Annotated in this window: 14 protein-coding genes; 7 read left to right on the top strand and 7 right to left on the bottom strand. The window is 48.7% G+C overall.

The genetic code is table 11. The annotated features are described in order from the left end of the window. Positions 1-21: 21 nt before the first annotated feature. Positions 22-1,863 (bottom strand): signal peptide peptidase SppA, encoded by a 1,842-nt coding sequence (gene sppA, locus HER31_RS06925; RefSeq protein ID WP_168659885.1) that lies wholly within the window; start codon positions 1,861-1,863, stop codon positions 22-24. 152 nt (positions 1,864-2,015) lie between these two features. Between sppA and HER31_RS06920 the strand changes: the two genes are divergently transcribed. Together HER31_RS06920 and HER31_RS06915 are read left to right on the top strand one after the other, a co-directional pair. After that, positions 2,016-4,040 carry an NADPH-dependent 2,4-dienoyl-CoA reductase gene (locus HER31_RS06920; protein ID WP_168659884.1) on the top strand — a complete coding sequence of 675 codons (2,025 nt, stop codon included), beginning with the start codon at positions 2,016-2,018 and terminating at the stop codon, positions 4,038-4,040. A gap of 553 nt (positions 4,041-4,593) precedes the next feature. Beyond that, positions 4,594-4,848, top strand: coding sequence for an acyl-CoA-binding protein (locus tag HER31_RS06915; protein ID WP_168659883.1), 255 nt, complete (start codon positions 4,594-4,596; stop codon positions 4,846-4,848). 102 nt (positions 4,849-4,950) lie between these two features. Here the strand turns inward: HER31_RS06915 and HER31_RS06910 are convergent, their stop codons facing one another. The 6 genes from HER31_RS06910 to ubiG all read right to left on the bottom strand — a co-directional run bounded on the left by HER31_RS06910 (position 4,951) and on the right by ubiG (position 11,200). Next, positions 4,951-5,526: a C-GCAxxG-C-C family protein gene (locus HER31_RS06910; protein WP_168659882.1), complete on the bottom strand. Its 576-nt coding sequence runs from the start codon at positions 5,524-5,526 to the stop codon at positions 4,951-4,953. A gap of 287 nt (positions 5,527-5,813) precedes the next feature. Further along, positions 5,814-6,059, bottom strand: a complete 246-nt coding sequence (locus tag HER31_RS06905; protein ID WP_168659881.1) for a 2Fe-2S iron-sulfur cluster-binding protein — start codon at positions 6,057-6,059, stop codon at positions 5,814-5,816. Next, positions 6,056-7,204 carry a class Ia ribonucleoside-diphosphate reductase subunit beta gene (gene nrdB, locus HER31_RS06900; protein ID WP_420811009.1) on the bottom strand — a complete coding sequence of 383 codons (1,149 nt, stop codon included), beginning with the start codon at positions 7,202-7,204 and terminating at the stop codon, positions 6,056-6,058. Before nrdB ends, HER31_RS06905 begins: the two co-directional genes overlap by 4 nt. Positions 7,205-7,216: 12 nt before the next feature. Continuing rightward, positions 7,217-9,493, bottom strand: coding sequence for a class 1a ribonucleoside-diphosphate reductase subunit alpha (gene nrdA, locus HER31_RS06895; RefSeq protein ID WP_168659880.1), 2,277 nt, complete (start codon positions 9,491-9,493; stop codon positions 7,217-7,219). A gap of 328 nt (positions 9,494-9,821) precedes the next feature. Beyond that, a complete protein-coding gene (locus HER31_RS06890; protein WP_168659879.1) occupies positions 9,822-10,490 on the bottom strand; it encodes an HAD family hydrolase in 669 nt (222 codons plus the stop codon). Beyond that, entirely contained in the window at positions 10,487-11,200 is a 714-nt protein-coding gene (ubiG, locus tag HER31_RS06885) for a bifunctional 2-polyprenyl-6-hydroxyphenol methylase/3-demethylubiquinol 3-O-methyltransferase UbiG (protein WP_168659878.1), read from the bottom strand. The genes HER31_RS06890 and ubiG overlap by 4 nt, the downstream gene beginning before the upstream one ends. A gap of 187 nt (positions 11,201-11,387) precedes the next feature. On the opposite strand from ubiG, the gene gyrA reads away from it, so the two are divergent. The 5 genes from gyrA (at position 11,388) to cmk (ending at position 18,491) form a co-directional block, all read left to right on the top strand. Further along, a complete protein-coding gene (gene gyrA, locus HER31_RS06880; protein WP_168659877.1) occupies positions 11,388-14,084 on the top strand; it encodes a DNA topoisomerase (ATP-hydrolyzing) subunit A in 2,697 nt (898 codons plus the stop codon). Between the two features lie 56 nt (positions 14,085-14,140). Further along, positions 14,141-15,208, top strand: a complete 1,068-nt coding sequence (gene serC, locus HER31_RS06875; RefSeq protein ID WP_168659876.1) for a 3-phosphoserine/phosphohydroxythreonine transaminase — start codon at positions 14,141-14,143, stop codon at positions 15,206-15,208. A 61-nt stretch (positions 15,209-15,269) separates the two neighbouring features. Then, positions 15,270-16,376, top strand: a complete 1,107-nt coding sequence (hisC, locus tag HER31_RS06870; RefSeq protein ID WP_238786900.1) for a histidinol-phosphate transaminase — start codon at positions 15,270-15,272, stop codon at positions 16,374-16,376. Between the two features lie 10 nt (positions 16,377-16,386). After that, positions 16,387-17,670, top strand: coding sequence for a 3-phosphoshikimate 1-carboxyvinyltransferase (gene aroA / locus HER31_RS06865; protein ID WP_168659874.1), 1,284 nt, complete (start codon positions 16,387-16,389; stop codon positions 17,668-17,670). 128 nt (positions 17,671-17,798) lie between these two features. Next, complete coding sequence (cmk, locus tag HER31_RS06860) at positions 17,799-18,491, top strand: (d)CMP kinase (RefSeq protein WP_168659873.1); 693 nt, start codon at positions 17,799-17,801, stop codon at positions 18,489-18,491.

Here is an 18,491-nt window from a genome sequence, read left to right as displayed (position 1 = left end):
AGTTCTTAAGTGCGATTAAATTTAGCGGATGTTGTCACACTCAACACACAGGTAGTACAGGTTATTGGGATCGTTGAGTCGCAGTTGAGCTTCAATCGGTTTGAGTAACCCTTTCAACTGCCACAGCAGCTTGGTGTCGGTACTTGGCTCGGGCATGTATACCGAAACAGAGTTTAGGATCTCGCGGATAAGCTCCTGTTCTGGAGTAAGTTCATGGCTAATTACCTTAGTGTCATAGCTGCCGATGGACGCTAAGTCTGCAGCGGCGGCAATCGCTTGATCAAGGCTACCTATCTCATCAACCAATCCCAATTCAAGCGCGTCGATACCGCTCCAAATTCGCCCTTGAGCGACTGAATCGACCGTCGCCAAATCCAAACCACGGGATTGTGAAACAAGGCTGATAAAATCGTGATAACCCTTGTCCATTAAGCGCTGTACAATTGGCCCGATCTTTTCGTTCAACGGCTCGATAAAGCTGATTTCTCGAATATCACTGGTTGCGACACCGTCTTGATGAACACCGACAAACTCAGCTGCCTTTTCAAAGGTTTGGAACATACTGATGATACCGATAGAGCCGGTGATGGTATCCTCTTGGGCAAAGATCCGATCGGCACTGGCAGAAATCCAATAACCACCTGACGCGGCCACAGAGCCCATTGAGGCCACAACTGGTTTACCAGCAGCTTGCAGCGCTAATACCTCTTGGCGCAGTTGCTCTGAGGCATAGGCACTGCCACCGCCGCTGTCTACTCGTAATACCACGGCTTTAACCTGCTCGTCGAAACGGGCTTCGCGCAGCAGCTTCGCAGTGGACACACCACCAATGGTACCTGGTGGCTGGTCGCCGTTAAGGATGGTGCCTTTTGCTACAACAATGGCAATCTTGTCTTCGATGAGCGGATTACTGCTGGTTGCCACTAAGCTGGCGTAATCACGGTAGCCGATAGCATTAAGCTGATGCTCGTCATCTTCATCAGCTCCGAAGGTTTGCATTAAACCAGCACGCATCTCAATATCCGTTGCCAGTTGATCAACCAAGCCAGTGCTCAGCGCCATCTTCGCGGTATCGTTATCGCTCTCTTCGAGCAGCTGTGAAACATTATCCAAACTCGGTGCTAACACTCGCGGGTCAATATCTCGATTGCTACTAACAGTATCAACGTAGCTGCCCCATAGGTCGTCTATTACAGCTTGTGAGGCTTCACGAGCAGGATCGGACATGTCGTTGCGAGTGTACGATTCAGCGAATGATTTATATTTACCTACACGGTATAGGTGCGTGGTGATCTGCAGCTTATCAAGCGCTTCTTTATAGTAGAGGCGACTCATGCCCAGACCTTCAATAGCAACTCCGCCACCACTGTTGATGGTGATGTTGTCAGCAAACGACGCCAAATAGTAATTGGTTTGTTCAATGCCACCACCGATAAATAGCAGTGGTTTGCCGCTCTCTTTGTATTCAGTTAGAGCGTGGCCAATGTCTTCCAACTTTGACAAACCGGCACCAAGATTGCCGGGCTTTAACACGATGCCGCCAATGCGGTCGTCTTTACCTGCCTGTTGAATGGTATGCAGCAGTTCCGACAACAATATCTCTTGCGGTTCCTCGCTGTTTTGCCCGAACAGCGCAGCGACGGGATCCACTTCGCTAAGCTCTTCAACCACAATGCCATTGAGTGGGATAACCAACGCAGCGCCGTTCTGTAGGCTAGGTGACTGACTATCTGAACCTAAGCTAACGATGATTGCAGCTAAGATCCCGAAGAACAAAACGTTGAGCACTAATCGGCGAAAGCCGTTGATTACCGAAAATATTAACCGAAAGAAACGTCCGATTAATGAAGGCCGTTTGGGCATGGAGGTAATTCCTTTATTTTGACATTACTGTAATGCTACCTGATTGGGTTCTAACTATGGAACGGCAATTGTAAGGTGTTATATCAAACGGGGGTTGAGTCGTTACTCTAGAGCTATTACTGTGTAACAAATAAGTAAAGAGGTGTTTAAGGATGAACAACAACTACCCCCATATGCTTGCTCCACTCGATCTTGGCTTTACTACCTTAAAAAACCGCGTGTTAATGGGATCGATGCACACGGGTTTGGAAGAGGAAAGAGGCGGCTACGACAAGCAAGCAGAGTTTTTCGCTGAGCGTGCTAGAGGAGGGGTCGGGTTGATTGTTACCGGTGGTATCGCTCCTAACTATGCCGGCCGAGTTCATTTCTTTGCTAGTCAACTGTCGTTCCCATGGCAGGTTAAGCACCATCGCAAGATCACCGACGCAGTGCACAAAGAAGATGGCAAAATCTGTATGCAGATCCTGCATGCAGGTCGGTATGCTTATCACCCTATATCGGTAGCGCCAAGTAAGATTAAGTCGCCGATTACTCCGTTTACGCCTTTTGCACTTAGCAGTCGCGGTATTAAAAAGACCATTAAGGACTACGCTAAGGCAGCAAGCTTAGCGCAGAAAGCGGGTTATGACGGCGTTGAGATAATGGGCTCAGAAGGTTACCTACTTAACCAATTCTTATGTAAACGTACCAACAAGCGTACCGATGAATACGGCGGCGAGATTGAAAATCGAGCTCGACTAGCGATGGATGTGGTCAAAGCTATTCGCGCCGCCGTTGGCAAAGAATTTATTATTATCTTCCGATTATCGATGCTGGACTTGGTTGAGGGAGGCAACAACTGGGACGAGGTTGTTAGCTTGGCAAAATGGCTTGAACAGGCCGGTGTAACCATTATTAACACCGGTATTGGTTGGCATGAAGCACGGGTTCCAACCATCGCCACCAGTGTACCGCGCGCGGCATTTGCCGAGGTGACCGAGCGGATGCGCAAAGAGGTATCCATCCCCCTTGTTGCCACCAATCGCATTAATACTCCGGAAATCGCCGAAGAGATTCTCGCTTCAAACCAAGCTGACATGGTTTCGATGGCGAGACCCTTCTTAGCCGACGCCCATTTCGTTAATAAAGCCGCGCAAGGCCAACGGCAGCAGATCAATATCTGCATTGGCTGTAACCAAGGCTGCCTTGACCACACCTTTAAGGGCAAACGCTCAACCTGTTTGGTAAATCCATTTGCGTGTTACGAAGGTGAGTTAAAGTTAGAGCCGGCACCAGTGACTAAAACGGTCGCCGTAGTCGGAGCTGGTCCTGCAGGTATGGCATCGGCTTGTTATGCAGCAGAACGCGGTTACCAAGTAACACTGTTTGAAGCGCAGGAGCAGCTTGGTGGTCAGTTTAACCTTGCGGCCCAGATCCCGGGAAAAGAGGAGTTTAACGAGACCTTGGTGTATTTCCGCCAGCGTTTAGCCGACCTGAAGGTAACCATCAAAACTGGCCATTACGCTTCGGCAGCAGATTTAGCAACCTTTGACGAGCGGATCCTCGCCACTGGCATCAAACCGCGTATGCCATCGATCCCAGGGGTTAATGGAGCCAATGTAGTTTCTTACCAGCAGGTGTTACGACAAGAAGTTGAAGTAGGCAAGCGGGTGGCATTGATTGGTGCCGGAGGTATCGGTTTCGATATGGCCGAATACCTATCTGAGGCACATGAATCAGCAACTTTAGACCGGGCTAAATGGTTAGCTCAATGGGGGATCGATGTTAACTACCAACAAGCGGGTGGGTTGACCAAACGTGATGACAGTGCCTTTGAGTCGGCACGAGAGATCTATTTGGTGCAACGCAAGAGTACACGCCCAGGAAAGGATTTAGGTAAAACGACCGGTTGGATCCACCGCACCGTTTTGAAGGACCGCGGCGTTAACTTTGTTATCGGTGCATCTTACGAAAAGATTGATTCTCAAGGGTTGCATATTAAACAGGAAGATAAAGCCTCAGTGCTTGAGGTGGATACAATCGTTTTGTGTGCCGGTCAAGAATCAAATCGCGATTTAGTTGCCGACCTTGATGGTCAGTCCCTTAACTACCATTTGGTTGGTGGTGCTGAACTCGCGGCAGAATTAGATGCAAAACGGGCTATCCGTCAGGCGGCTGAGGTGGTGGTCTCGCTTTAGCCAATCACGTGGTTGGTATATTCAGCATCAAGGCTGCCCAAAGGCGGCCTTTTTACTATGGTTTAGGTAGTGACTCCACCACACGGCGGTAAGATTAACTGATTGGCTGTGTCACCTCACCTTAGGTAGCAATGATTCTCCAAAAGCGGCAACATTTTTTGATAAGTTACCGTACGTTATCGGCGCGAAACGCTTTATGAAATAGTGCCAATTTATTGCATGGCTGGTCAGTGAAGCGTTTTGGACTGCGACCTAAGGTAAGTGGGATTCCAAAGGGGGCGGAGCTCCCCTGCATACAAGAATGTGCCGTCGCCACCGCGACATAACCCCTTAAGAGTACTGCAATCGGTAGAGCCGAAGGCTTAAGATAAACTTCAACAGCTAACTATTACACAGTCAAAGTGAACGGCAATTACCCATACTTTATTTATGGACAAAGTGTTTTCGTTTCTTTTCTTGAGCTAAATTCACTAATAATTTAGTGTTAATACTCTATTTACATAGAGGGCGCCGTATTGGATCGGCGTACCTAATCAAGGAATGGAACCACCATATGGATATTCACCAGCAGTTCGAACAGGCACAAGAGCAATTGAATACGTTAACCACTCGGCCGAATAACGATATGCTTTTGTCGCTATATAGCTTGTTCAAACAAGCATCCGAAGGGGATTGCACCGGTACTCGCCCGTCAGCATTTTCGATGGCTAAATTTGCTAAATTTACGGCATGGGAAAAACAAGCTGGTCGGAGCGCCGAAGAGTGTATGGAAGAGTACATTGATTTGGTTAAACGCTTGGTAAACTAAGTCGGTAACAGTCGTTATTTTGACTGTCACCATTAGCTATGTGAACAAGTTAGGGCGCGCTATCACTACCACGCCCTAATTGTTTTTGCGCCAGTATATTGCTCAACAGCCGCTGCACTCATCAATCGCTGTAGCTGCGGCTTGAGGGTGCGTAATGCCGTGTTCGAGTAGATCAATTACGTCTGCCGCTACTTCACCGGTAAAACGGATACATTGTTGTAGATGTTGCTCAGAACCAAATTCCATTTTGCTAATCAACTTGCGACAACAACTCACTTTATTACGACGTATAAAACGGTCATGTAACTCGGCAGATAACGGAAATATCTCATCGGACAGTTCCTCCCCAGCTTGTTCACGGCCATGTTTTAGCCCTAATGCCATTACCCCACCGGACAAAGCACCACATAAACATCCTGCCATACCGATGCCAACCGGAAACCCCGATGCCATTTTAACCATTGTGCTGTCCGCTGGTTGACCAAGATAGTTGTTAACCGTAGTAAAAACCGCCTCTGAGCAGAGAAATTTACCTTCGCGGTAGAGCGATTCAGCTTCGACACGCGTTTCAGTACTGCTGGGTGAATAGCTTCGAGCCCTTTCCGCTTTGCGGTTTTCTAAGCGCTGTTTTCTTACGGGAAGGTGAGCATTGGGTTCGGTACGTAGTGGTAATGGCATAGCTGTCCTCCACAGGAGTAATTATCCCTGTGTCACGTTAAATAGGTAACAAAAAAGGAGAGAAGTTCCGCTGCCAATATAGGTTAATTAATTGATATTCAGTTTGATCTATATCATCGGACATTGAGCGGTGATGGTCAGTTACGATGAATGTGGTATCTGTTGCGTGGGCTGCAGCTATCGATTTGTGATCGGCAGTAATTGACTACCAGTATTTTAGTGTTTGGCTGTACCAGGTAAAAATAAAGGAGCTAAAAGCTCCTATATTTCAATCTGTCGAGACCACATCAATACTCAACTTCAATATTGCTGGTTGGTGTACAGCAGCAAGGCAGCACCTCATCCGCTTGGATACGTGCCATCGGCTCAAACAGATAACGGACGCTGCCGCATTTCACCTTGGTCTTACAAGCGCCACAAAAGCCGTTTTGGCATTCGCTGTACAAGCCGTTCTCTTTAAGCAAAGCGAGTAAAGGTTCGCCCTCTTTATGTTCAGCTAAATCGCCGTTAGGCAAGGTGACTTGATGGATCATAGAGTAAAGTCCGCCAGATCTTGTTCTTCAATCTGGTTGTCAATCTGGTTGGTCAGGTATGAGCTTACCTCAACTTCTTGGGGCGCAACCTGGACTGCGTCAGACTCTAGCCATTTGCTCATCCACGGCAGTGGATTAGAGCGCTTCTCAAACAGCGGTGGTAAACCAATGGCTTCCATTCGTTGGTTGGTAATGAACTCGACGTAATCCTCAAGAATGGTTTTGTTCATGCCCAACATTGAACCGTCTTTAAACAGATACTCCGCCCACTCTTTCTCTTGCTGCGCTGCCTTACGGAAGATGTCGATGGCGTCCATATGACACTCCATGCCAATGGCAGCCATGTCTGGATCATCTTTACCGTCCAGCATCAGGTTGATCATGTGCTGGGTGCCTTGGAGGTGCAGCTGTTCGTCACGGGCGATAAGGCGAATGATCTTGGCGTTGCCTTCCATCTTTTCTTGCTCAGCAAAAGCGAAGGAGCAAGCAAAGGATACGTAGAAACGTACCGCTTCCAGTACGTTGACTGACATCAAACACAGATAGAGCTTTTTCTTGATATCACGTTTTCGGATGTTGATGGTTTCGCCGTTAAGTTGATGCTCACCTTCACCGAGTTGTTGATACTTTTGGCTGATATCGATCAGATCGTCGTAGTACTTTGAGATATCCCCTGCGCGTTTTAAGATCTCTTCATTAACTACGATATCGTCGAACACTTCGGCGGGGTTGCCGATAATATTACGGATGATGTGGGTGTACGAGCGAGAGTGGATGGTCTCGTAGAACGACCAGGTTTCAATCCACGTTTCGAGCTCTGGCAATGACACCAATGGCAGCAATGCCACGTTAGGACTACGGCCTTGAATGGAATCAAGCAGGGTTTGGTACTTCAAATTGGAGATGAAGATGTGCTGCTCGTGCGGTGCCAAGGCGTTGTAGTCGATCCGGTCTTTAGCTACATCAACCTCCTCTGGTCGCCAGAAAAAAGATAACTGCTTTTCAATCAGACGTTCGAAATGAGGGTGACGTTGTTGATCAAATCGGGCCACATTTACTGGATTACCTAAGAACATCGGCTCGGTTAGCGCATTATTGGCTACCCGAGAGAAGGTGCTGTATTTATGAGTCATTGCTTCGGTCATGTTAGTAGGCCCTTAAATCTTGCACGCGCCGCCGGCGCAATCATCATCACCGTCGGTATCGGCGGTTGCATCGGTTTGACCATCGCGGGTGTTCTGGTAGTACAGCGTCTTGAGGCCGTATTTATAAGCAAGCATCAGGTCGGTTAATAATGTCTTGATTGGCATACGACCCTCTGGGAATCGAGAGGGGTCGTAGTTGGTGTTGGCTGAGATCGCTTGGTCGACAAACTTCTGCATCACCCCAACCAACTGTAAGTAACCGTTGTTCGACGGGATATTCCAAAGCAGTTCATAGCTATCTGCTAAGGTCTCAATACCCGGAACTACCTGTTTCATTACGCCATCTTTCGATGCTTTAACCGACACCAATCCACGAGGCGGTTCGATGCCATTAGTAGCATTGGATATTTGCGATGAGGTCTCCGACGGCATTAACGCTGAGAGAGTTGAGTTACGTAAGCCGTGCTTAACAATATTGCTACGCAGTGTTTCCCAGTCAAGGTGCAGTGGTTCATCGACAATCTCATCCAAGCTGCGCTTGTAGGTGTCGATAGGGAGCACACCTTGGCTATACGTTGTTTCGTCAAACGCTGGGCAAGCTCCATGCTCTTGAGCCAATTCGTTTGAAGCCTTGAGTAAGTAGTATTGAATCGCTTCAAAGGTTTTGTGGGTCAGGCCGTTGCCGCTGCCATCACTGTAGCGTTTGCCATTCTTAGCGAGATAGTACGCAAAGTTGATGACACCAATGCCTAACGTACGGCGATTCATGGTACTAATCCGTGCTGCGTTAACGGGATAGTCTTGGTAATCCAAGAGGCTATCCAGAGCACGTACTGCTAACTGGGCCAGCTCTTCCAACTCGTCTAGTGAGTCGATGGCTCCGAGGTTAAAGGCGGATAGAGTGCACAGCGCGATCTCACCGTTTTCGTCGTTGAAATCTTGTAACGGCTTGGTCGGCAGAGCGATCTCTAAGCAGAGATTTGACTGCTTGATTGGTGCCACACTTGGATCAAATGGGCTGTGGGTATTGCAGTGATCAACGTGTTGGATGTAAATACGACCGGTAGAGGCGCGTTCTTGCATCAACAGTGAGAACAATTCGACCGCTTTAACGCTGCGCTTACGAATAGATGGATCCTGTTCATATTGGCAGTACAGCGCTTCAAATTTATCTTGATCGGCAAAGAATGCGTCATACAGGCCTGGTACGTCGGACGGCGAGAAGAGGGTAACGCTGGCACCATCAATCAAGCGTTGGTAAAGGGTTTTGTTGATCTGAACACCGTAATCCATATGACGGATACGGTTGGCTTCGGTACCGCGGTTGTTCTTGAGCACCAGCAGATCTTCTACCTCTAGATGCCACAACGGGTAGAACAGGGTAGCGGCACCACCACGAACACCGCCTTGCGAGCATGACTTCACCGCGGTCTGGAAGTGCTTAAAGAATGGCAGTAAACCGGTATGAAACGCTTCGCCGCCACGGATAGGGCTGCCCAATGCACGGATGTTACCGGCATTGATACCAATACCTGCTCGCTGGCTGACGTACTTAACGATTGAGGCCGAGGTGGCATTGATGGAATCTAAACTATCGCCACACTCAATCAGCACGCAGGAACTAAATTGGCGAGTGGGTGTGCGTACCCCGCTCATGATGGGGGTAGGCAGTGAGATCTTAAACTGCGACACCGCATCATAGAAGCGTTTGACGTAATCCAAACGGGTAGCGCGCGAGTAATTGGAGAACAAGCACGCCGATACCAACATATACAGAAACTGAGCGCTCTCGTAGATCTGGCCAGTTACTCGATTCTGGACCAAGTACTTGCCTTCAAGCTGCTTGACTGCGGCATAGGAGAAGTCCATATCACGCCAATGGTCAAGGTGCTCGTTTAGCTCGTTTAATTCATCACGGCTATAGTCTGCTAACAGGTGTTGGTCGTACAGTCCCGCTTCGGCCATCTTGGTAACGTGATCATAAAGATGCGGCGGCTCAAATTGGCCATAGGCCTTTTTACGCAAATGAAATACCGCTAATCGCGCTGCGAGATATTGGTAATCTGGGGTTTCTTCGCTGATAAGGTCTGCTGCGGCTTTAATGATGGTTTCGTGAATGGCTTCGGTCTCGATGCCATCAAAAAAGTGGATATGAGCGGCCAGTTCCACTTGGGAAACTGACACGTTGTGAAGATCCTTTGCAGCCCAAGTTATCACGCGATGGATCTTTTCCAGATCTATCGATTCTTTGGTGCCGTTGCGTTTGGTGACGAGTAGGTTGCCATTCATAGCGTGATTTTATTATCCGTGTGTGGTGGCCGAAGACAGTTCCTTGTCATGTGGCCATCGTCACTGATCCTGTGACGTAGGTAATTATAGTTATTACTTTTGCTTCGGGGCACAAGATATAGTGCCTCTATTGGATGGGGATACAAGATAGAGCGGTTGGGCGAAGGGATCAAGTGGGCTTACTGTGAACATGCTGTGCATAAAAGTGTGAACAATAGCGGGGTTAGTAGCACCTAACGCTGAAGCGCTTTACCCGTTTGGTTTTGGTCAATTTCAATCAAAAAAATGAACGATCGAAAAAATAATTTTTTCGATCGTTTGCTGAGATCTACTTGCTTTTGAGTAGAGAAAGTAGATCGTTAACCGTTCGGCAATCATGGCTAGCCAGCCATTGTTGCGGGTGGTCTTGTGGGCGAATATAGCCCCAGAGGGCGGCAACGGTATCCATGCCACTGCTTTTACCAGCCTCGACATCGCGCTGAGCATCACCAACATAGAGAATGTCTGACTCCGCTACGCCTATCTGCTGGGCTGCGAAGTGCATTGGTTTAGGATCGGGCTTGGCTACGCCACAGGTATCACCTGAGACGGTACAGCTGCGGTTACTAAACTGTGGAAAGTGCTTAAGTAGCGGGGTGGTGAGCCATGCAGGTTTGTTGGTGACAATACCCCAAGGGATTCCTTCTTCATCGAGCCATTCGATCAGCTCAGCCACGCCATCGTAAAGTGATGTACCGATACAGATGTTATCAGCGTATGAATCCAGCAGGGCGGTTCTTAACGGCATGATGTCAGTGCGATCATAATGTGCGCCTAGGCCTGCTCGTAACAACCCCGCTGCGCCATGAGAACTAACCTGCGATGCGGTAACTGCGCTGATCGGCGGAAAGCCATACTGCGCAAGTGCGACATTGGCTGCTAGGCCAAGATCGGGCGCTGTGTCGAGTAGGGTGCCATCGAGATCAAACAACACCCCTTGGTAGGCTGAGGCGCTCATGATTGTGGCTTCTGCGCGTGCAGGATGTAGTTAACCCGCAGTGACTTGTTCAGCGATACCGTTTTGGTTAGCGGGTTATAGAATAGACCACTGGCGTGCTGCATAAGCATCCCTTGCTGTTCACACCAGCGACTAAGCTGGGATGGGCGCAGGAACTTATTGAAGTCGTGAGTTCCTTTAGGTAACGCCTTGACCAGATGCTCGGCACCAACAATAGTGGTTAGGTACGCTTCTGGGGTCTTATTTATGGTCGACATAAACAAGTGGCCGCCGGGCCTCAGCATCTTGATACAGGCATTAATAACTGATTGTGGATCAGGCACGTGCTCAAGCATCTCGAGGCAACAAACAACATCGTATTTGCCTTGGAAGCCATCGGCGTGTTGCTCAGCGGTACTATTAAGGTAATCAACCTCAATACCCGTTTCTAGTGCGTGTAATCTTGCAACTTCCAGGGGCTCTTCGCCCATATCTAATCCGGTAACTTGGGCGCCGCATTTAGCAATGGCTTCACTGACTAAACCACCACCGCAACCAACGTCGGCAACCTTTTTGTCGAATAAACCACCACAGTGACGTTCAATAAATGACACCCGAACTGGGTTCATAGCGTGGAGTGGACCTGAGTGACCTTCTGGGTCCCACCATGTGGCTGCCAATTGCTCAAATTTTGCCACTTCCTGTGGATCTACGTTTGTATTGTTATTCATATTGTTAGCGCCAAGTCCTACATTATTTGGGAGCGTATTGATTATATCCGCGACAGATGAATGGGGGAATCGTTAGATCGCCCTACTAATGCTAAATCCTTGTGTTATTATCCAAATCCACTGTTTTATCCGGTAGCACCGGGGCGGGTTCCGTTGGGGAAGCCGCTGTGAGGGGATCGCGCATTTTATGACTGATCTGGCCAAAGAAATCACGCCAATTAACATCGAAGAAGAGATGAGAACCTCTTACCTCGATTACGCCATGAGCGTTATTGTTGGACGTGCTTTGCCTGATGTACGAGACGGACTGAAACCAGTACACCGTCGCGTGCTATTTGCAATGAACGAGTTGGGCAACGATTGGAACAAGCCCTACAAAAAATCAGCTCGTGTGGTTGGTGATGTAATTGGTAAATATCACCCACACGGCGACAGCGCCGTTTACGATACAATCGTTCGTATGGCGCAGCCTTTCTCGCTACGCTATACCTTGGTTGATGGCCAAGGTAACTTCGGTTCTGTTGATGGCGACTCCGCCGCAGCAATGCGTTACACCGAAGTGCGTATGGACAAGATCGCGCACCAGTTGCTGGCGGATCTAGACAAGGATACTGTCGACTATGTGCCGAACTATGATGGCACTGAGCACATTCCTGCAGTACTACCAACAAGAGTACCGAACCTTCTGGTAAACGGTGCCTCTGGTATTGCGGTAGGTATGGCAACTAACATCCCTCCGCATAACTTGACGGAAGTGGTAGATGGTTGTTTGACCGTAATCGATAATCCTGATGTTAGCATCGATGAATTGATTGAAGTTATCCCAGGTCCGGATTTCCCGACTGGCGGTATCATCAACGGTCGTAAAGGTATCTTTGATGCTTACCGTACTGGTCGTGGCAAAATCTACGTTCGTTCGGTAACTGAAGTTGAGACCGATAAGAATGGTCGTGAAGCGATCATCGTTAATGAACTTCCTTATCAGGTAAACAAAGCACGACTAATCGAAAAGATTGCCGAGCTGGTTAAAGATAAGAAGATTGAAGGCATTAGCGGCTTGCGTGATGAGTCCGATAAAGACGGCATGCGCATCGTTATCGAGTTGAAGCGTAACGAAGTGCCAGAAGTGGTGCTGAACAACCTGTTCTCTCAAACTCAGATGCAAACTGTGTTTGGTATCAATATGGTTGCGTTGACTAACGGTCAACCTAAGATTTTTAATCTTAAGGAAACCTTAGAAGCGTTCGTGCGTCACCGCCGTGAAGTTGTTACCCGTCGTACCGTGTATGAACTGCGTAAAGCTCGCGATCGTGCCCATATCCTTGAAGGCTTAGCCATTGCGCTTGCCAACATCGATCCGGTTATTGAACTGATCCGTAACGCTGCAACACCAGCAGAAGCGCGCCAAGCCCTACAAGATCAAGGTTGGGATTTAGGTAACGTTGCTTCGATGCTTGAAAAAGCAGGTGACGACGCTGCTCGCCCAGAGTGGTTGGAACCGCATTACGGTATTCGCGATGGTAAATATTACCTGACCGAAGAGCAGGCCAAAGCGATCTTGGATCTGCGCTTGCACAAGCTAACCGGCATGGAACACGAAAGTATCCTTGGCGAATACCGCGAATTGTTGCTTCAGATTGCTGAATTGCTACACATTTTGGCTAGCACCGAACGCTTGATGGAAGTGATTCGTGAAGAGCTGGAGGAGGTGAAAGCCAACTTCGGTGATGAACGTAAAACTGAAATCAGTGCCTCGTCAGCCGACATCAACATGGAAGACTTGATCACTCAAGAAGATGTTGTCGTCACGTTGTCGCATGAAGGTTACGTTAAGTACCAGCCGCTGAGCGATTACGAAGCACAGCGTCGCGGTGGTAAAGGTAAAGCAGCAACCCGAATGAAGGATGAAGACTTCATTGAGAGGCTGCTGGTTGCTAATACCCACGACACCATTTTGTGTTTCTCTAGTATCGGTAAAGTGTATTGGATGCGCGTATTCCAGTTGCCATTGGCATCCCGTACTGCACGAGGCCGGCCAATCGTTAACTTGTTGCCGTTAGGTGATGATGAACGTATTACCGCTATCTTGCCGGTTGACGAATATGATCCGAACAAGTTCATCATTTTCGCTACCGCCAAAGGTACGGTGAAGAAGACGGCTTTGAGCGCATACAGCCGCCCACTGTCTTCCGGTATCCGTGCAATTAACTTGAACGACGAAGATGAACTAATTGGCGTTGATATTACTGAAGGTGATAACGACGTAATGCTGTTCTCTGACGCCGGTAAGGTCGTCCGTTTCAACGAGATTCAGCGTGACTCTGAAACTGGTTTGCCTAAGCTTGATCCAGAAACTAACGAGCCACTGCAAGCATTGCGTGCCATGGGCCGCACTGCAGCGGGTGTTCGTGGTATCGCGTTGGAAGGCGATCAGAAAGTAGTATCGATGATTATCCCTCGTGGTGATGGTCATATTCTTACTGTGACCGAAAATGGTTACGGCAAGCGTACTGCTGAATCAGAATACCCAACCAAGAGCCGTGCAACCAAAGGGGTTATCTCCATCAAGGTAAGCGAGCGAAATGGAGCGGTAATTGGTGCAGTTCAGGTCAGCGAGAAAGATGAAATCATGATGATCACCAATGGTGGCACTCTGGTTCGAACTCGCGTATCTGAAGTGTCTGAGGTTGGTCGTAACACCCAAGGTGTGATTCTTATCCGTACCGGTGAGGAAGAGCAGGTTGTGGCGTTGCAACGAATTGATGAGATCGACGACGTTGAAAACGAGTTAGGCGAAGAGGGTGAGGTTGCAGAGCAAACCGACGCTCCAACTGCGGAAGTGCCGGCGGCAGATGATGCTGACCAAAGCGCTAACGAAGAGTAAGTCAAACTGAAACACGGGCGCCTATATGGCGCCCGTGTTGTATCTAGGGAATGATAATGACCACATTTAACTTTTGCGCTGGCCCTGCAATGTTGCCAACCGAGGTTATGCAACAAGCGCAAAGACAGCTTTGTGATTATAACGATCTGGGTGTTTCGGTAATGGAACTGTCACACCGCAGTGCAGAGTTTACTCAAGTCGCCGAAGAAGCTGAACAGAACCTGCGCGACCTAATGCGCATCCCTGACAACTACGCCGTGCTGTTTATGCATGGTGGTGCCCGCGGACAATTCTCTGCAATTCCACTAAATCTCTTAAAGACTGGTGGTAAGGCGCTCTACATTGAATCCGGTCAGTGGTCTGTGGCTGCGGCCAAAGAAGCGGCTAAATTTGGTGATGTTGATGTGCGCGATATTCGCATTGGCAAAGGCGACATCGATTTGAGTCTGTTTGGCGATACTAGTGGTTATGATTACGTTCACTATTGTCCTAACGAGACCGTAGATGGCGTTGCCATCTACGATATCCCAAGTTGCAATTCGCCATTAGTGGCAGATATGTCGTCCTGTATTCTTGGCCGTGATATTGACGTATCAAAGTTCGGACTAATCTATGCTGGTGCACAAAAGAACGTCGGCCCAGCCGGTTTGACCTTGGTTATTGTTCGTCGTGATTTAATCGGCCAACAGCACACAGCGACCCCGGCAATCCTCAACTATCAATTGGCTCAAGATAATGACTCCATGTACAACACACCGCCTACCTTCGCTTGGTATCTTGCTGGTGAAGTATTTAAGTGGGTCAAAGGATTAGGTGGTGTTGCGCAAATGGAACAGCGAAATCAGAGCAAAGCACAAGCGCTGTACCAATTTATTGACGACAGTAGCTTCTATCGAAATGAGGTTAACCCATCATTTCGTTCGGAAATGAATGTAACGTTCCAGTTGCATGATGCTGAGCTTAACCAACGTTTTCTCGCAGAAGCGGAAAGCCAAGGCTTGTTAGCTCTCAAGGGACACCGTATGGTCGGCGGTATGCGCGCCAGCATCTATAACGCCATGCCGATGGCAGGAATCGCTGCGCTTATCGACTTTATGGATAAATTCGCACAATCCCACCAATAAGCGCCAAGCCTGCCTTGCATTGTTGCCTGCGCAGGCTGGCAACAACAACGAGGAAATGGATTTGGCTTTAGATATCAAAGCACTCGCTAATGAAGGCGTTAACGGTTTACACCCGTATCAACCAGGCAAGCCGGTAGAAGAGCTGGAACGTGAACTTGGCATTAGCAACATCATCAAGTTAGCTTCCAACGAGAATCCTCTGGGATTAAGCCCGAAAGCCGCAGCGGCAATCGCTAAAGCGAGTGTTGAATTAGCGCGTTATCCAGACGCTAATGGCTTCTATCTCAAACAGAAATTAACCAACTACTGCGGCGTTGACGCTGACCAACTTACGTTAGGTAATGGCTCTAACGAAGTACTTGAAATTCTGTTTCGAACCTTTGTTAGCTCTGGCGACGAAGTGATCTTCGATAAGCACGCGTTTATCGTGTACGCCTTGCTTACTCAAAGTGCTGGCGCCACAAGCGTAGCAATTCCGTCGGTGGATTGGGGTCACGATCTTGATGCAATGTTAGCGGCAGTTACTGCAAAAACGCGGATGATCTGTATTGCGAATCCGAATAATCCAACCGGAACATTCCTAACCCCACTGCAGCTGCAGCAATTCCTAGCTAAAGTGCCTGAACAGGTCATTGTGGTGTTAGACGAAGCCTATTTTGAGTATGTGCCCGTAGCTGAGCGTGCTAATTCAATTGGCTGGATCAGTGATTATCCAAACCTAGTGGTTACCCGAACCTTCTCCAAAGCTTTTGGTCTGGCCGGTTTACGGGTTGGTTATTTGGTATCGACGCCAGAACTGGCCGATCTGCTCAATCGTGTTCGTGAGCCGTTTAACTGCAATATGCTGGCGCTGGCAGCCGCTGAAGCGGTTCTCGATGACAGCGATTACGTTAACCAAAGTGTGCTGTTGAATAGCCAAGAGATGGCGCGTTTAACTCAATGGTGTGATGATAATAAGATCGATTACATCCCTAGCTACGGTAACTTTCTTACCGTCCAGGTTGATGACGCGCAATCGGTCTACCGTAAACTACTCCAGCAGGGAGTTATCGTTCGCCCAATCGGTGGCTACGGTATGCCAAACCATCTACGAATCAGTATTGGTCTGGTGCAAGAAAATGACCGCCTGATGGCGGCGCTTAATGAAATATTAGCGACCAAAAAATAAAAGGAAGCGCATGAAACAAATTACCCTCGAACCGATTGCTAGTGTCAGTGGTGAGATCCGTCTGCCGGGCTCGAAGAGTATCTCTAATCGAGCCCTGTTATTGGCGGCGGTTGCCACTGGAACAACAGTGTTATCGAACCTACTTGACTCTGATGATGTCCGCCACATGCTGGCCGCCCTGACGTCGCTGCAGGTCAAATGGCGCTGGCTTAATCAAGCACAAGGTGAAATTGAGATTGAGGGTAATGGCGGTTTATTAGCGCAAGCTGAGCAACCTTTAGAGCTCTATCTTGGAAATGCTGGCACAGCGATGAGGCCATTGGCCGCAGCGTTAACGGTAGGGCAGGGCGAATACGTGCTCACTGGTGAAGAGCGGATGTCTGAGCGACCAATTGGTCACCAAATTGATGCCCTGCGTAAGCTTGGTGCACAGGTTGAGTATCTGCAGGATGATGGCTTCCCGCCATTGAAGATAAGCGGCGGGACATTGCATGGCGGCAGTGTTGATATTGATGGGTCAATCTCGTCGCAGTTCTTAACCGCATTGTTGATGACTGCGCCATTGATCAACCAAGACTTAGTGATCAACGTTATCGGCGATCTGGTGTCGAAGCCTTATATCGATATCACTATCGCCTTGATGGCGCGCTTTGGCGTTACTGTCGATAACAATGAATATCAGCAACTCATAGTTAAAGCAGGGCAACGCTATATCGCTCCGGGTCGGTTTCTGGTTGAGGGCGATGCCTCATCAGCCTCGTACTTTTTAGCGGCCGGAGCACTTGGCCATGGGCCAGTTGCTGTCCATGGTGTTGGGCGGTTAAGTCTGCAAGGGGATAAGTATTTTGCTGATGTACTCGCAGCGATGGGCGCAACTATCGATTGGCACGATGATTACATTGTCGCGACCGGAGCGCCATTGAAAGGCATTGATATGGATATGAACCATATTCCTGATGCGGCGATGACCATCGCTACGGTTGCGTTATTTGCCGAAGGTACCACTACCATCCGTAATATTTACAATTGGCGAGTAAAGGAAACCGATCGGTTAGCAGCGATGGCAACTGAGTTGCGTAAAGTGGGAGCTACGGTGGATGAAGGTCAAGATTACATCAGTGTTACGCCAGCACCACTACAACACGCGGCAATCGACACCTATAATGACCACCGCATGGCGATGTGCTTTTCGATGCTCGCCGTTGGCGGCCAGCAAGTAACCATTAACGATCCGGATTGTACCGCTAAAACCTTCCCTGATTACTTTGACCAATTACATCGGATCAGCAATTAGTCATTATTAGCAATAAGCTCTTATTTTAATTCTGATACGAAAAGATATTAAGTGTGTATAATATCGGTCGCATTTTCATCGAGCGCTGCGTTAACAACGTAGTGCTCAAAACTTTTTGGAGGATAACTATGCCTGAACAGGCACCGGTTATTACCATTGACGGCCCAAGCGGCGCAGGTAAAGGTACTATTTGCCAAGTGCTTGCCGATCGTTTGGGTTGGCATTTGCTGGACTCTGGCGCGACATTTCGCGTGCTGGCGCTAGCGGCATTGCATCATAATGTTGACTTGGGCAACGAAGACGCGCTTGCGTTGTTGGCTGCTCATCTTGACGTGCAGTTCGTACCACATGACGAAGGCGTTCGCGTGATCTTAGAGGGGGAAGACGTTTCCACCGAGATCCGCAGCCAAGAGTGTGCCGACGCAGCTTCGAAAGTTGCGGTGTTCCCCCGCGTTCGTGAGGCGCTACTGCGTCGACAACGAGCATTTCGTCAGAGTCCCGGCTTGATTGCTGACGGCCGCGATATGGGAACTGTGGTGTTTACTGACGCTGAAGCTAAGATTTTTTTAACCGCAAGCGCAGAAGAACGTGCGAAACGTCGTTACGCTCAGTTGAAGGATAAAGGCTATGATGTTAGCATTGACCGCCTTTTGACAGAGATCCAAGATCGGGACTACCGTGATGCTAACCGTAAGGTTGCTCCACTTAAGCCTGCTGAGGATGCACTGGAAATTGACACTACGTCGTTGAACATCGACCAAGTGGTTGATGTGGTCATCAATTACGTAGTAACCAAAGTGGATTGCGTTAAATCGGCGTAA

The sequence above is a fragment of the Ferrimonas lipolytica genome (assembly GCF_012295575.1).
Lineage (GTDB): Bacteria > Pseudomonadota > Gammaproteobacteria > Enterobacterales > Shewanellaceae > Ferrimonas > Ferrimonas lipolytica.
This window is presented reverse-complemented; position numbering and strand designations above follow the sequence as displayed.